General features: G+C 55.3%; 16 protein-coding genes, 1 tRNA gene and 1 pseudogene. 7 read left to right on the top strand and 11 right to left on the bottom strand.

Annotation, left to right across the window (positions count from 1 at the left end; all coding sequences use genetic code 11):
• Window positions 1-73 (top strand): annotated as a pseudogene (locus JUF21_RS07125) (phage gp6-like head-tail connector protein); the annotation flags it as partial.
• A gap of 336 nt (window positions 74-409) precedes the next feature.
• Here JUF21_RS07125 and JUF21_RS07120 read toward each other — a convergent pair.
• The 5 genes from JUF21_RS07120 to JUF21_RS07100 all read right to left on the bottom strand — a co-directional run bounded on the left by JUF21_RS07120 (window position 410) and on the right by JUF21_RS07100 (window position 2,713).
• The gene (locus JUF21_RS07120) at window positions 410-550 is read right to left on the bottom strand and encodes a hypothetical protein (protein WP_125580446.1); all 141 of its coding nucleotides are present in this window, start codon (window positions 548-550) and stop codon (window positions 410-412) included.
• Window positions 551-564: 14 nt separating this feature from the next.
• Window positions 565-813, bottom strand: a complete 249-nt coding sequence (locus JUF21_RS07115) for a GlsB/YeaQ/YmgE family stress response membrane protein (RefSeq protein WP_125580448.1) — start codon at window positions 811-813, stop codon at window positions 565-567.
• Between the two features lie 108 nt (window positions 814-921).
• A complete protein-coding gene (mscL, locus tag JUF21_RS07110) occupies window positions 922-1,290 on the bottom strand; it encodes a large-conductance mechanosensitive channel protein MscL (RefSeq protein ID WP_125580450.1) in 369 nt (122 codons plus the stop codon).
• 242 nt (window positions 1,291-1,532) lie between these two features.
• Window positions 1,533-1,605, bottom strand: a tRNA-Lys gene (locus JUF21_RS07105).
• Between the two features lie 166 nt (window positions 1,606-1,771).
• Window positions 1,772-2,713 carry a ribose-phosphate pyrophosphokinase gene (locus JUF21_RS07100; protein ID WP_125756827.1) on the bottom strand — a complete coding sequence of 314 codons (942 nt, stop codon included), beginning with the start codon at window positions 2,711-2,713 and terminating at the stop codon, window positions 1,772-1,774.
• Window positions 2,714-2,915: 202 nt separating this feature from the next.
• Here JUF21_RS07100 and JUF21_RS07095 point away from each other — a divergent pair, with 202 nt between their 5' ends.
• From JUF21_RS07095 to JUF21_RS07070, 6 genes are all read left to right on the top strand, one after another.
• Window positions 2,916-3,698, top strand: coding sequence for a tyrosine-protein phosphatase (locus JUF21_RS07095; RefSeq protein WP_203663704.1), 783 nt, complete (start codon window positions 2,916-2,918; stop codon window positions 3,696-3,698).
• Window positions 3,699-3,846: 148 nt separating this feature from the next.
• The gene (gene nagB / locus JUF21_RS07090; RefSeq protein WP_125756831.1) at window positions 3,847-4,554 is read left to right on the top strand and encodes a glucosamine-6-phosphate deaminase; all 708 of its coding nucleotides are present in this window, start codon (window positions 3,847-3,849) and stop codon (window positions 4,552-4,554) included.
• 90 nt (window positions 4,555-4,644) lie between these two features.
• Window positions 4,645-5,430 carry a Cof-type HAD-IIB family hydrolase gene (locus JUF21_RS07085; RefSeq protein ID WP_203624161.1) on the top strand — a complete coding sequence of 262 codons (786 nt, stop codon included), beginning with the start codon at window positions 4,645-4,647 and terminating at the stop codon, window positions 5,428-5,430.
• Window positions 5,431-6,036: 606 nt separating this feature from the next.
• Complete coding sequence (locus JUF21_RS07080; protein ID WP_125756836.1) at window positions 6,037-6,294, top strand: hypothetical protein; 258 nt, start codon at window positions 6,037-6,039, stop codon at window positions 6,292-6,294.
• Between the two features lie 16 nt (window positions 6,295-6,310).
• The gene (locus JUF21_RS07075) at window positions 6,311-6,487 is read left to right on the top strand and encodes a hypothetical protein (protein ID WP_203624162.1); all 177 of its coding nucleotides are present in this window, start codon (window positions 6,311-6,313) and stop codon (window positions 6,485-6,487) included.
• Window positions 6,488-6,718: 231 nt separating this feature from the next.
• Window positions 6,719-7,423 (top strand): deoxynucleoside kinase, encoded by a 705-nt coding sequence (locus JUF21_RS07070; protein WP_203624163.1) that lies wholly within the window; start codon window positions 6,719-6,721, stop codon window positions 7,421-7,423.
• A gap of 58 nt (window positions 7,424-7,481) precedes the next feature.
• Here the strand turns inward: JUF21_RS07070 and mnmG are convergent, their stop codons facing one another.
• From mnmG to rpmH, 6 genes are all read right to left on the bottom strand, one after another.
• On the bottom strand, window positions 7,482-9,398 hold the full coding sequence (gene mnmG, locus JUF21_RS07065; protein WP_203624164.1) for a tRNA uridine-5-carboxymethylaminomethyl(34) synthesis enzyme MnmG: 1,917 nt from the start codon (window positions 9,396-9,398) through the stop codon (window positions 7,482-7,484).
• Window positions 9,399-9,436: 38 nt separating this feature from the next.
• On the bottom strand, window positions 9,437-10,825 hold the full coding sequence (gene mnmE / locus JUF21_RS07060; RefSeq protein WP_203663702.1) for a tRNA uridine-5-carboxymethylaminomethyl(34) synthesis GTPase MnmE: 1,389 nt from the start codon (window positions 10,823-10,825) through the stop codon (window positions 9,437-9,439).
• Window positions 10,826-11,217: 392 nt separating this feature from the next.
• On the bottom strand, window positions 11,218-11,955 hold the full coding sequence (gene jag, locus JUF21_RS07055; RefSeq protein ID WP_203624166.1) for an RNA-binding cell elongation regulator Jag/EloR: 738 nt from the start codon (window positions 11,953-11,955) through the stop codon (window positions 11,218-11,220).
• A gap of 13 nt (window positions 11,956-11,968) precedes the next feature.
• Entirely contained in the window at window positions 11,969-12,796 is an 828-nt protein-coding gene (gene yidC, locus JUF21_RS07050; RefSeq protein ID WP_239061372.1) for a membrane protein insertase YidC, read from the bottom strand.
• A 29-nt stretch (window positions 12,797-12,825) separates the two neighbouring features.
• A complete protein-coding gene (rnpA, locus tag JUF21_RS07045; RefSeq protein WP_125756848.1) occupies window positions 12,826-13,185 on the bottom strand; it encodes a ribonuclease P protein component in 360 nt (119 codons plus the stop codon).
• A 441-nt stretch (window positions 13,186-13,626) separates the two neighbouring features.
• Window positions 13,627-13,767: a 50S ribosomal protein L34 gene (gene rpmH / locus JUF21_RS07040; protein WP_003568442.1), complete on the bottom strand. Its 141-nt coding sequence runs from the start codon at window positions 13,765-13,767 to the stop codon at window positions 13,627-13,629.
• Window positions 13,768-13,885 lie beyond the last annotated feature (118 nt).

Here is a 13,885-nt window from a genome sequence, read left to right as displayed (position 1 = left end):
GAGTCAAGAACCACCGTATTCAGTGGTCAGCATGATCCAGCAGCTACGTGGCTTGTTCGCAGCAGACGTATAGTATCTATAACCAATAGATTATGATATAATTAAGATAGTCCTAGGCGATAAGCGGGTAGATCCGTTTTAACCGACGCACGGCATAGCTAACCGGTGGCGCATTTTATAGACCAGGTTACTTTTTGCCTCGCTGAAATCCAGGCAGTGTTTAAATCATTTACACAAGTTTTGTCATGAGGCGGGCAGAGATGCCCGTTTTTTTGTGCTGACAGACACGTTCTAACACAATTTCAACGACTGCTCCTTGAGGTACGGTCGTGGCTGCACTAGACAACGAATATCAGAACCAGTTACTGGCACAAAAATAGCCGTCCATGATGGACGGCCAGAACACCTATCAATCGTGAATCGAATCTTGCAATTTATCTCCAGCCTTGTCGATCCCCTTAGCTGCCCAAATTGTACCAGCTACCAAGACACCACCAACAAGAAAAGTGCTTGCTACCATGAACTTAAAAACCGATTTTAATGCGTCCATAGTCCGACCTCCCGTCAGTCTTTAGATCTGCCAACAAAGAAAGATACAACAGCGACAATAATAACTGCTCCGACTATCGATGGAATTATGGCCATTCCAGCCAACTGAGGACCCCAGTGCCCAAGGAGTGCTTCCCCTAAAGAGGAACCGACAAGGCCAGCAACGATATTTGCAATCCAGCCCATAGACTTGCCCTTGCTTGTAATCGCACCTGCAATAGCGCCGATTATTGCGCCAACAATTAGTGACCAAATGAAGTGCATATAAATCCCTCCTATAAAAGATAGACTCTGTTACTGATTATAAGTGTACAGGTTCAATGAAGAAAAGAAAAGAAAAAAACCTCAGCCGCATCAGACCAGCCGCCCGGACTAATGCTGTTCACGTAACAAGTCGCGAATTTGAGTGAGCAAAAGTTCCTCTTTTGACACAACAGGCAAATCGGACTTCTTTGGTGGCATAATTTTGTTTACCGCCTTGACGATAAGAAAGACAACAAAAGCAGTAATCAAGAAGTTAATGACGTCGTTGAGAAAGCTACCATACGTAAATTTTGCGTTCAAAATTGTGAAATATAGCTTACTTAAGTCGGCCTTACCTACAAACATAGAAATAATTGGGTTGATTAAGTTTTTGGTAAGGGAAGTAACAACAGCGGTGAACGCGCCGCCAATAATGACACCAACAGCCAGATCCAGAACATTACCACGCATAATAAAGTCACGAAACTCTTTAATCATTTTGTTCGCCTCCATAAAGTGTGAAACGCACCATATTATAGCAGACAGCCCGATTTTCTGAAAGCAAAAAATAGCCACCTCATATTGAAGTGGCCACCGCCTGCCTAGCAGAATGAATCTCGTGGTTTTCTCGTGGTTTTCTTTTATTGATAATCTATAACAACCAGTGACACTCAAGAAAAAACAAAAACCAGTAACGACGCTGTTTTGACAACGTTTGCTACTGGTTGATAACGCTATTCTGGGTGGTCAGGGGATCGAACCCTGGACCCACGGATTAAGAGTCCGTTGCTCTGCCAGCTGAGCTAACCACCCATGAATCGCTGTCGTCATCACTTGACGACTTAAATATATTATCATGCAAGCCTTACTGGCGCAACACCTTTTGCCAAAAAAGTCCAAATAATGCGCGAAAGCCAGCGATAAATGCCCGCGCCCACATAAAAACGCCAGACATCTTTGCCTGACGTTTCGCATTCATTTAGTCGTTATGAACTTCGAAGAGCGGGTGGATCGACTGGTTCGTCGAGATCAGCTTGATAGCCTCGGCCAGCATCGGACCCACAGACAGGATCTTCATGTTCGGCAGGTGCTTTTCGGCCGGCAAATTAATGGTGTCGGTCAACACGATCTGCTTGAGATCCAGCTTGCTGAGCTTGGTGGCTGCGCCGCGCGAGAGCACCGCGTGCGTTGCGGCCGCGTAAACATCGAGGGCCCCTGCTTTACGCAGTGCCTCAGTCGCGTCGATCACGCGCTCGCCGGTGTCGATCATGTCATCGATGATGATGGTGTGCTGGCCGCGCACATGGCCGATGACCCCGACTTCGCCGTTATCCGTCCGCTTGTCGACGATGGCGATCGGCGTGTTGAGCAGCTCGGCCAGCGCGCGGGCGTGCTTCGTGCCGCTGTGGTCAGGCGCGACCACGACAACGTTTTCCGCACCAAGGTTCAAACCCTTGAAGTACTTAGCAAAAAGCGTCATGGCGCGCAGGTGGTCAACTGGCAGGTCGAAGAATCCCTGCAGCTGATCGGCGTGCAGGTCGATGGCAACGAAGCGGTCAATGCCGTCCATTGTCAAGAGGTTTGCCACCAGCTTAGCCGTGATCGGCTCGCGCGACCGCGCCTTGCGATCCGCGCGCGCATAGCCGTAGTATGGCACGACAACGTTAATCGCGTGTGCCGAAGCCCGGCGCAGTGCATCAACCATGATGAGCAGTTCCATCAGGTTCTCGTTGACCGGATCGGAAATCGGCTGGATCACGTAGACATCCGCCCCACGGACAGAATCGTCAAGGTCGATCGCGATTTCGCCGTCGGCAAAGTGCTTCACAGACGCAGGCGCCAGCGGCACCCCGAGTTCTTGAGAGATTTTTTGCGCCAGCGGCACATTGCCGTTGAGCGTGAACAGTTTGATTCCTGCCATGATTCGCTCCTTTATTTGCGTGCTTGTCGCCTTCGATTATACGCGAAATCCGCGGTTCTGGCTATTCTTAGGCCACGGGGTTTCAGAAAATCACTCGAGTAATGATGAAAACGCCTCAACCCCGGCGTTTACCCGGCCTTTTCGCCCGGCGCCGGCCTCACTGGTCTATAATGAAGGCAACGTGTTGAACGGAGGCGGTATCATGGTCGAGCGTTTGCTCTCTTTGAAAAATAGTGTCAACTTGCGCGAGCTCGGCGATTACCCGGCAGCGGACGGCAAGGTCATTGCCCCGCACAAACTGCTGCGCTCCGGCAGTCTGTCGGAGCTGACACCGGAAAATGCCGTCTGGCTGCGCAACTACGGGCTCAATGTCGTCGTCGACCTGCGTTCGGACAGCGAGGTCGCCATGAGCCCGGACGTGCTGGCACCGGGGGTCACATACAAGCACCTGTCCGTTTATCCCCTCGACAACAATGGTCTGGTCCAAAAAATCGGTCGGCACCTGCGCGCGCATTTTGATCACCGCATGGATCCGATGGCAGAAGTTTACCTGAAAATGCTCACGGATCCGCACGCCAACAACGTATACCGCGAACTGTTCAGCCTGCTGCTGGGCAATCCGGAGCCCGGCCGCTCAGTCCTGTTTCACTGTGCGGCGGGCAAGGACCGCACGGGCATCGGCGCGATGATGATCGAAGGCGCACTGGGTGTGCCTGAGGCCACCATCCGCGAGGACTACCTGCTGACTAACGCCGTGTTCTTCGCACCGACGGAAGAGGTCCAGGCAGCGCTGAAAACCGGCGCGAGTGCCCTGGTCGACCGGATGAATCAAAATGCCGCCGAGGCTTCCTGCTATGTGGCCGTGAAAGATCTGATCGACAACGACTACGGCGACTGGCCGCATTACGTCATGCAGCAGCTGGGCTTTTCGGCGACAGACCTCAAAGATTTGCGCCGGCTGTATCTGACCGATTCGCATCAGTAGGCAAAACACCCCTATCTTCGTATAATGAAAGCGGTTCTAAGGCATCTACGCCGGCGCCGCTTTTTTTGGTGGAAAATCTGTATAGACCGGTTGACATTTTCTCCTGTACGTTCGATAATGGACTAGACCAAAACAAGGAGGAACAGACATGAAAGTCATTACTGTTAAAGATAAAAACGAGGGCGGCAAAAAGGCCTTCGAGCTGATCAAGCAAGGCATCGACAACGGTGCCAAGGTGCTGGGGCTGGCGACCGGCTCCACGCCGATCCCGCTGTACCAAGAAATGATCGCCAGCGACCTCGACTTTTCGAACATGACCTCTGTCAACCTCGACGAGTATGTGGGCCTGCCGGAAGACAACCCGCAAAGCTACCACCAGTTCATGAAGGACAACCTGTTCAATAAGAAGCCGTTCAAGCACTCCTATGTGCCAAATGGTAACGCGGCAGACATCGAGCAGGCAGCCAAGGACTACGACCAAATCATCGCGGACAACCCGATCGACATTCAGATCCTGGGTATCGGCCGCAACGGTCACATCGGCTTCAACGAGCCGGGCTCAAGCTTTGACTCCACCACGCACAAGGTGCAGCTGACCGAATCCACGATCGAAGCCAACAAGCGTTTCTTCGATGATGAAAAGGACGTGCCGCGGTACGCCATCTCCATGGGCATCGGCTCGATCATGAAGGGCAAGCAGATCATCCTGATGGCTTACGGCGAAAACAAGGCCGACGCCATCAAGGCCACGATCGAAGGCCCGGTCACCGACCACGTGCCGGCTTCCGTGCTGCAGAACCACAAGGACGCCATCATCATCATTGATGAAGCGGCCGCTTCCAAGCTCAGCAAGTAATTCCCGTTTGACGGCCGCGAGCACGAGCTCGCGGCCGTTTTTGTATGCAGCTATGGTAGAATAGCCCTATTAAGCTTGTTGGAGGATCACATGACCAAAGCAGTTTGTTTTTTTGATCTCGATGGCACGTTGCTGAACAAAGAAAAGCAGGTCCCTAAGGAAAACCTGGACGCAATCAAACGCATGCAAGCCAACGATGTCCTGCCGGTGATTTGCACCGGCCGCAACCGCTGGGAACTCGCCGATCTGGTCGCGCAAACCGGCGTTGACACCCTGATCTGCGGCAACGGCGCGGATGTCTTTTATAAGGGTCAGCACCTGTTCCAAAGCCCGATCGGCGCCCCGCAGCTCGCCCGGTTTGTCGCCCAAGCAGACAAAGACAACGTGGCAATCAGCTTTTATAACGACTTGCACGTCGCGGCCACACACCATGACGATAACATCGAAGGCAATTACAAGCTCGTACATCAAGCCAAGCCGCAGGTCGATCATGACTTCTACCGGCGCGAGCCGACGGTGATGATGTTGCTGTTCACCCCGAACACAGACGCAGGACGGGCAGTGGGTGCCCAGTACGTGGCCGCCTTTCCAGAACTGGCCTTTTTCCGCAATGGCCCCTTTGCGCTGGACGTAGTGAACGCCGGCATTAATAAGGCCACTGGTATCGATATTCTGACCGACCGGCCCGAATTTGCCCGCATCCCCACTTACGCGTTTGGCGACGGCAACAACGACATCCCGATGCTTAAGCGCGCCACTGTAGGTGTCGCAATGGGCAACGCGCTGCCACAAGTGGCGGCCATTGCCGACTACCAAACGACCGACTATCAAAAAGGCGGAATCGTCGACGCCTTGACCCACTTCAACCTGATCTAACATCACCCGGGAAATAATTGAACTTAGCGGTCCGCGTCACTGGCGCGGACTTTTTCTTGCCTCACTTGACGACAGTAAAATAACACGGTCAGCAGAATCGGTGCTGACCGCTTTGGAGAAAACACCGGATCCACACCGCCCAGACGATACCCTCACTCCGTTGGCCTAAATCCGAGACGATTCAACTAGAAAGTCGCTCTTTGCCCGCCATTAGGAAACTTATTTTCGACTGCCGTGTATTCAGCGTTGACTTTGCAAACGTGTGTTCGTATACTTGGTGTCAGTGAGAGAAGTAGCACCGACTTTGTGAAATTTACGTCTGTGAGTGGCCAAGTAAAAATATTTTTTTCGTGGCTGGTCAGAGCGTACCATGATATGCTTTCATCCTTGTTTCAATGCTGGTTCGCCGATTTTGGGACTTGACAGCCTGCCCCTTACGGCCACGCCAAATTGGACGCTTGTGAAAGTTGGTTCACGAAATTTCACGAACTAATTTTACCTGGCCGGCGGCCCTTACTCTGCTATAATTAATGTCACAGCGATTACCTGTTTGCACATTCCGGAAGGCAGGCCATCGGCTCGATCTGGAATTTGGAGGAAATGGCAATGTTGGATCAATCTGTTGTTAAACCGATCGTCGCGCTTGACGATCACAGGTACATCGCAATCATCCCAGACGCCGAATACAATCTCGAGGTGTGGGAGAAAAAGAACGGCCGGTCGCACCGGATGGGCCGGATGGACTACAAATTTCACCGTGACACGTTTGCCGGTTTCATCTACCGACTGATGCCGTCGGTTAATTTGGTCCAGATCCACGACCTGCAAAAGCAGATCAATCCCTACTTTGATTTAGAAGTTTAACTTGCGGAGGCGGCTTATGGATGCATTGGTAACCAAATTACTGATCATGGGGATCGTGGCGCTAGTGGCAACGCTCTGCCTGATCTTCGCAGAATGGCGGACGAAACAGCTCTCCTGGCGTGCGACTGGCCCGAAAGGCATCGTTGCAGTCATTGTTACCGGCGTCATCATTAGCCTGCTGACGGTACGTTAGAGGCCGTCTCTTGCTTGCTTAAAAATGACTAGACCCAGTGCCGGGTGATGCGGATCGCCGCGGTGCTGGGTTTTCTTTTTGGCCAATCACCAGGCCTGACGCCTATCTTGTGGGTGCTTTGCAAACGGCCACCCACATCTGGCCCATTTTGAGCTGTTAAGCCGGCTGATTTCGCGTATAATGTAAAACGTTATTGTTTTGACACTACTGGTCACAGAAAGAAGCAGACGCATGATCTATATCCTCGGAAGTATCGGTGCGGGTAAAACCTCCCTCACAAAAATCCTGTCACAGGATCTCAATTCCTCGGCCTTTTATGAGGACGTCGAAGGCAACGGCATGATCGCCAACATGTTGCAGAAGTTCTACTCCGCCGGCGAAGATAGTCGCAAAACCACTGGCACCATTTTGCAGATTGCCTTTCTGACGTTCCGTTATCAGCAGCTCAAGAAAGCCATCCTGCAAGAAAACGCCGTGATGGACTCCTCACTGGAATCCGATTTCGTCATGGCCAGCCAGCTGCACAAACACGGCGAGATCGATGACATCGACTTCAACGTCTACGTCACTTTGTCCCAGGAAATGCAGGCCAACGTCAACGGCAGTCCCTGGAATGGCATGCCCGACCTGGCTGTCTACCTGAAGATCGACCCGGAGCATGAGATTGACGAGATCCAGGGCCGTGGCCGCGAAATGGAAGACATTCGCCAAAAGCCGGAACTGATTGACTACTACCACCGCGTCAACCAAGCCTACCGCGACTGGTCCAAGGGTTACACCCGCTCCACGCTGCTGACCATTGACCGCGACAAGTACGATTTTGTCAACGATCATGACGATCGCAACGCCGTGCTGGACCAAATTGAAAGCAAGCTGGTCGAACTGGGCAAGCTCCCACCGGCCGAATACAAGCAGATTCAGCAAAAGCGTGCCTAACGTGCGCTGCCCGAAACGCAAACCGGCACTGACCGCAATGGTCAGTGCCGGTTTTTCGTTAGGCGCCAGGCGCCACTTTCGCGATTCGGCCTTGCTCGACATAAACGGACAGGATTGCCACATCGGCGGGGTTAACCCCGCTGATGCGGCTGGCCTGAGCCAGCGTCTGCGGCTGGATCTTGGTTAGCTTCTGCCGCGCCTCGGTGGCCAGTCCGTTGATGGCACTGTAGTCGATCCGCTCCGGGATCTTCTTGGCTTCCATCCGCTCTAACTTGGCGATGCTTTGGTTTTCCTTTTCGATGTAGCCGGCGTACTTCAGGGAGATTTCCACTTCCTCAGTAATGTAGTGATCCAGCGGCATTTCCCGGGGAATAAATTGCATCAAGTCCTGATAGGACACTTCCGGCCGCCGCAGGAAGTCGCTCGCCAGCACACCGTCCTTCAAAGGCGCGGCATTGATGCTGGCTAGCCAGTCGTTGACCTGGCTCGGCTTAAGGCGAGTCGTCTCGAGGCGCTTGATCTCCTCCTCGATCGCCGCCTTCTTAGCCTGGAACTTGGCGTAGCGAGCGTCAGAGATGAGACCCAGTTGGTGCCCCATTTCGGTCAGGCGCAGATCTGCGTTATCGTGGCGCAGAATCAGGCGGTACTCGGCGCGGCTTGTCAGCAGCCGATACGGCTCATTGGTGCCCTTGGTGACCAAGTCGTCGATCATCACCCCGATATAGGCGTCGGAGCGCTTCAGGGTGAAGCCAGGCTTGTCCTGGGCGCGCAAAGCGGCATTGATGCCCGCCATGATGCCCTGACCGGCTGCCTCTTCGTAGCCGCTGGTGCCGTTCATCTGGCCGGCGGTGAAGAGATTCTTGACGATTTTCGTCTCCATGGTTGCGGTCAGCTGCCACGGCTCGATCACGTCGTACTCGATGGCGTAACCGGGGCGCATCAGTTCGGCGTGCTGCAGGCCGGCGACGGAATGCAGCATTTTCAGCTGGATCTCTTCGGGCATGGACGTCGAAAAGTCACCGACGTAATATTCCTCGGTGTCGCGGCCCTCGGGCTCCAGGAACAGCTGGTGGCGCGGCTTATCGGCAAAGCGCACGACCTTGTCCTCGATGGACGGGCAGTAGCGCGGACCGACGCCCTTGATCACGCCGGAGAACATCGGCGCGCGGTCGAGGTTCGCGCGAATGATCGTGTGCGTCGTCTCGTTGGTGTAAGTCATCCAGCAAGACATCTGGTCCTTCAGATACACAGAATCCGGCGTTTCGTAGGAAAAAGCGTGCGGCGTGGTGTCGCCCGGCTGCTCCTCGGTTTGAGAAAAGTCGATCGAGTTGCCATCCACGCGCGGCGGCGTGCCGGTCTTGAAGCGGCGCAGCTTGAAGCCCTGGCGCTCCAGGTCTTCCGACAACTTGATGGAAGGCAGCGAGTTGTTCGGCCCTGACGAGTACATCAGCTCGCCGATGATGATCTTGCCGCGGGAAGACGTGCCGGCAGTCAGCACGACGCTCTTAGCGCGGTAACGCGCACCGGTGGCCGCAACGACACCCACGCAGGTGCCATCTTCGACCAACAGGCGCTCAACCAGTCCCTGACGCAGGTCGAGGTTGTCCTCTTTTTCAATCGTGTCCTTCATTGAGCGGTGGTAGGCAGCCTTGTCTGCCTGCGCTCGCAGCGCCCGAACGGCCGGACCCTTGCCAGTGTTCAGCATCCGCATCTGGACGTAGGTCTTGTCGATGTTGCGGCCCATTTCGCCGCCCAGCGCGTCGATTTCGCGCACCACGACACCCTTGGCCGGCCCGCCGACCGAGGGGTTGCACGGCATGAAGGCGAGCATTTCCAGGCTGATGGTGATCAGCAGCGTCTTTTGCCCCATCCGCGCGGCGGCTAACGCGGCCTCGCAGCCGGCATGCCCGGCGCCGACGACCACGACGTCGTAGGTGCCGGCCTCGTATTCACGTACTTTTGGATCTGCAGTCATAGTTGTGCCCCTTTTTAATTGAAAATTGCGTTCCTCGGTTACTTGCCAAGGCAGAATTGCGAAAACAGCTGGGTGATCAGCTCGTCCGGAGCGGCATCCCCAGTGATTTCACCGAGCTTGTCCCAGGCGGCGGTCATGTCGATCTGAACCAGATCGATCGGCATCCCCGCATCGATCCCGGCCAGCACACTTTTGAGGCTGGCCTTGGCCTGGCGCAGCAACCCGCTCTGCCGGGCGTTGGTGACCATCACGGTGCTTTGGCTGTTTTCAATGCCGCCGAAGAACAGGTTCTTGATCTGCTTGTCCAGTGCGTCCACCCCAGACACGTCCAGCATGCTGGTGCGGATGAGTTGCGCTTCCGGCACCAGGTTGGCCAGCTCCGCCATGTCGAGCTGTTGCGGCAGGTCCTGCTTGTTGAGCACGACAATGCGCTTTTTATCCTTGGTCAGGGTGATCAGCTCGCGGTCCTCAGCGGTCAGCGGCTGGCTGGCGTCCAGCACCAGCAGCACCAGGTCGGCCTGGGTGATCGCCTTGCGCGAGCGTTCAACGCCGATTTTTTCGACCTTGTCCTCAGTCTTGCGAATGCCGGCGGTGTCGACCAGCTTCAGCGGCACGCCGCGCACGTTGACGTACTCTTCCAACACGTCGCGCGTGGTCCCTGGCACGTCGGTGACGATGGCTTTATCCTCCTGCAGCATGTGGTTCAGCAGCGAGGATTTACCGACATTGGGCCTGCCGACGATGGCCGTCGCCAGGCCGTCGCGCAGCACCTTGCCCTGGTTGGCCGTCTGCAGCAGTTCATCGACGCGGCCGAGTACCAACTCCGCCTTTTCGCGAAGCATTTTGGTGGTCATCTCGTCGGTGTCGTACTCCGGATAATCGATGTTGACCTCAACTTGGGCGAGCACCTCGAGAATCTCCTGGCGCAAGTTGGTGATCAGCTTGCGCAGGTCACCGTCCAGCTGATCGACCGCCACCTGCATGGCCCGGTCCGTTTTGGCGCGGATCAGATCCATGACGGACTCAGCCTCGGTCAGATCAACTCGCCCGTTCAAAAAGGCGCGCTTGGTGAACTCGCCTGGCTCGGCCATGCGGGCGCCGGCGCCCAGCACCAGCTGCAGCACACGGTTAGTGCCGACGATGCCGCCGTGACAGTTGATCTCGACGATGTCCTCGCAGGTGTAAGTGCGCGGCGCACGCATCACCGAAGCCATCACTTCATCGACCACCTCACCGGAATCCGGGTCGATGATGTGCCCGTAATTAATGGTGTTGGTCGCGACCTTCGTCAGGTCCTTGCCCTTGAAGAGCTTGTTGGCGGTCTGAACCGCCGTCTCGCCTGACAGGCGCACGATGGAAATCGCCCCTTCGCCAGGCGGTGTTGAAATGGCCGCGATTGTATCGTATTCAGTGACTGTTTGTGCCACGTTAATCGTCCTTTCCTAATCAGGCTCCGGCTTGGCAACGCCCGAGCATCTAGCTACGCCTAACGCCTCGCCGCCAAAACCCAGCGGCAACGCGTCAGGCTAGGCTAGCTGTCGGGCTAAAACCGCCAGCCTGCGCACCTTGACTTAATCGGGCTCCGAGTTCGCAACGCCCGAGCGCTCAGCTACGCCTGAAGGCTCGCCGCCAAAAATCGGCGGCAAACCTTCAAGCTAGGCTGATCGTCGGACTAAGACCGCGAACTCTGCGCACCTTGCACATAAAAAAAGTGCGTCGCCACACTGGTCCCCGGTCTGGGGATCAGTATGGACAAAGCACTTTGACTACTTTATCGCTTATTGAATTGCCTGTATCATACAAAATTGCGGGTGATCTGTCAAAACGTTGGGCGTTTGGGCGTGATCACGACGTAGCGCCGCGGGTCAAGGCCCTCGGAATGGGTGTCAACGTATTCGTTGTCCGCCAAGGTCTGGTGAATCGCCTTGCGTTCAAACGACGGCATCGGATCGAGGTAAATCGCGGTGCCGCGCGCGATTACTTCGCGCGCGGATTTTTCGGCCAGCCGGCGCACTGCGGCGTCGCGGCGTTCACGGTAGTCGCCCACGTTGAGCATGATGGTCCATTTACTTTTACCATAGTGGTTGAACTCGGTTTGGGCCAGGTACTGAATCGCGTTGATGATCTTGCCGTGCTTGCCGATGAGCAGCGCGTCTTTCGGCGTCGTCATCGCATACCAGACGGTGTCACCGCGGCGCTCGCTGTCGATCGTTGTGGGAATCTGCAGCTGGGTGGTGATGTCTTCCAAATAGCTCTGCACCAGCGCAATGGCCGTCTGGTCGTCGCGCACCGGCTGATCGCGGCGCAGGACCTCGGGCAGCTTAGGCTTTGGTAGTGGTGGCCGGTGGTGCGTTTTTGGTTTTGGTTCCGGTTTAGGCGTGGGGCTGGGCTCCGGGTTGATCTGCAGGTTCACGATCGCCGGCTTTTTGCCGATGCCTAAGACGCCCTTTTTGCCTTCTTGCACGACCTCAACAGACACGGCGGCGCGCTCCTGCTTCATTGCTTTCAGACCGGCGTCGATCGCTTTTTGGATCGTGGCTCCTTGGAAAGTGGGCATGATTACCTCCCGATTACTTCTTCAGTGCGCGCTTGTAGGCCTTGCGAACGGCTCTTTCGTGTTCTTTCTCGGCCCGGGCTTTTTCTTCCCGCTCCTTCTTCATCTTGAAGGGGTTTTGAAGCAGGAAGGTCTGAGCCAGTGAAAAGGCGTTGGTGACAACCCAGTAAATCGACAGGGCACTTGGGAAGCTGAACGCCACGACCAAAATCATCAGCGGCGATACCGCGGCCATGATCCAGTTCGTTGAAGTCCGCGTCGGCTGGGCCAGCGTGGAAACGACAGATGTGGCCAGGGTGAACAGCGCAGCCAGGATTGGCATGATGAAGTACGGATCAGGCTTGCCCAGGTTCATCCACAGGAACTGGCCGACTTTCAGGGCCGGGGTGCGGTAAATCGCCTGGTACAGGGCCAGCAGGAACGGCATTTGAACCAGCAGCGGCAGGCAGCCCATGACCGGGTTGACGCCCGCTTCGGCTTGCAGCTTCTGCGTTTCTTCGCGGAGCTTCTGCTGGGTCTCAGTGTCCTTGGAGCTGTATTTCTTCTGCAGTTCCTTGAGCTGCGGCGCGATGGCCTGCGTCTTGCTCATGCTCTTGATCTGGTAGTAACTCAGCGGGAAGATCAGCACCCGGATAATCAGGGTGAAGAGGATGATGCCGACCCCGACGTTGCCGCCGGAGATCTTCGCCAGCCACAAAACAAACTGCGCCGCGTTGTAAATGACGTAGCGGTCCCACGGGTTCGTCGATGCTTTAGTGACGGTCGACGTCCCGCAAGCGCTTAAAACTAGTACCAACGTAATAATGCCAAGACTCAGTAGGAGCCGTTTGGTCGATTTTTTCACGAATAAGTCCTCCAACACAAAACCGTATTCTAGATTGTTGTAACGTCTGACTCAGCGAGCAGGCCAGCCAGCTTCATGACATGGACCAGATTCTTCTTGGTTCCGGCCATATCGAGCTGGTTGGCGCTGCGCCGCGCGATCACGAGAAAATCCGCCTGTGGGTCGATGTCGGGCTTGAGCTCAAGCAGGCTCTGGCGGATGTAACGCTTGATCTGGTTACGCATCACCGCGGTGTGGCCGACTTTCTTGCCGACGCTGATGCCGACGCGAAAATGCTTCTGGTCACGCTTAAGCGTGTAGATCACAAAATTGCGGTTCGCGACTGATGCGCCGTTTTCAAACACGTCTTGAAATTCTGATTCCTTTTTAATGCGGTATGACTTTCGCAAAGCGCTCCCTCACAATCTGCTTACTAGTATACAAGACCAAGCCGCGCCACGCACGGGTTTTTCTGGGGGTGGGGCGGAATCTAACTATAAAAGGCGCGCGGCAGCTAATCGGGCTTTGCAGTCGCAACGCAGGAGTGGCTAGCTACGCTTAGGGCCTCGCCGCCAAAGAGCGACGGCAATGCCCTAAGCTATGATCAGACTGTAGCCGTTCACGGCGTACAGTCTGACATGCGTAGCGGCTACCCATCTCGCTAAGAACGCGAAACCGAAGCACCTTGTTATAATCGGGCTCCGGCTTCGCAACGCGGGAGTGGCTAGCTACGCCCAGGGCCTCGCCGCCAAAGCCCAGCGGCAATGCCCTGGGCTAGGCTACCCATCCCGCTAAAACCGCGAAACCGGAGCACCTTACAAAAAAAACCACCGACAGCGGTCAGTGGTTGGTTAGGCAGATAATACTTTACGTCCCTTAGCGCGGCGACGTGCTAACACTTTGCGGCCGTTCTTTGTGCTCATCCGCTTCATGAAGCCGTGTACGCGTTCGCGGTGACGCTTCTTCGGTTGGAAAGTCCGTTTGGTGGTCATAGGAACACCTCCTGTTATAGTTTGCTTTTTTATGCGTATTGCTACGCCGATTAACTGATTGTCAGTAAACAACTTTTCATTATACGGACTGCCCCGCATCACGTCAAGGATTCCATGA

The sequence above is a fragment of the Lacticaseibacillus sp. 53-4 genome (assembly GCF_016861805.1).
Taxonomy (GTDB): domain Bacteria; phylum Bacillota; class Bacilli; order Lactobacillales; family Lactobacillaceae; genus Lacticaseibacillus.
This window is presented reverse-complemented; position numbering and strand designations above follow the sequence as displayed.

Coding starts and splice junctions, on each gene's coding strand:
- JUF21_RS07120 (WP_125580446.1), bottom strand. CDS start 550: ATGGACGCATTAAAATCGGTTTTTAAGTTCATGGTAGCAAGCACTTTT.
- JUF21_RS07070 (WP_203624163.1), top strand. CDS start 6,719: ATGATCTATATCCTCGGAAGTATCGGTGCGGGTAAAACCTCCCTCACA.
- jag (WP_203624166.1), bottom strand. CDS start 11,955: ATGCCCACTTTCCAAGGAGCCACGATCCAAAAAGCGATCGACGCCGGT.
- JUF21_RS07085 (WP_203624161.1), top strand. CDS start 4,645: ATGACCAAAGCAGTTTGTTTTTTTGATCTCGATGGCACGTTGCTGAAC.
- mnmG (WP_203624164.1), bottom strand. CDS start 9,398: ATGACTGCAGATCCAAAAGTACGTGAATACGAGGCCGGCACCTACGAC.
- JUF21_RS07075 (WP_203624162.1), top strand. CDS start 6,311: ATGGATGCATTGGTAACCAAATTACTGATCATGGGGATCGTGGCGCTA.
- JUF21_RS07115 (WP_125580448.1), bottom strand. CDS start 813: ATGCACTTCATTTGGTCACTAATTGTTGGCGCAATAATCGGCGCTATT.
- JUF21_RS07095 (WP_203663704.1), top strand. CDS start 2,916: ATGGTCGAGCGTTTGCTCTCTTTGAAAAATAGTGTCAACTTGCGCGAG.
- JUF21_RS07100 (WP_125756827.1), bottom strand. CDS start 2,713: ATGGCAGGAATCAAACTGTTCACGCTCAACGGCAATGTGCCGCTGGCG.
- mscL (WP_125580450.1), bottom strand. CDS start 1,290: ATGATTAAAGAGTTTCGTGACTTTATTATGCGTGGTAATGTTCTGGAT.
- JUF21_RS07080 (WP_125756836.1), top strand. CDS start 6,037: ATGTTGGATCAATCTGTTGTTAAACCGATCGTCGCGCTTGACGATCAC.
- nagB (WP_125756831.1), top strand. CDS start 3,847: ATGAAAGTCATTACTGTTAAAGATAAAAACGAGGGCGGCAAAAAGGCC.
- rpmH (WP_003568442.1), bottom strand. CDS start 13,767: ATGACCACCAAACGGACTTTCCAACCGAAGAAGCGTCACCGCGAACGC.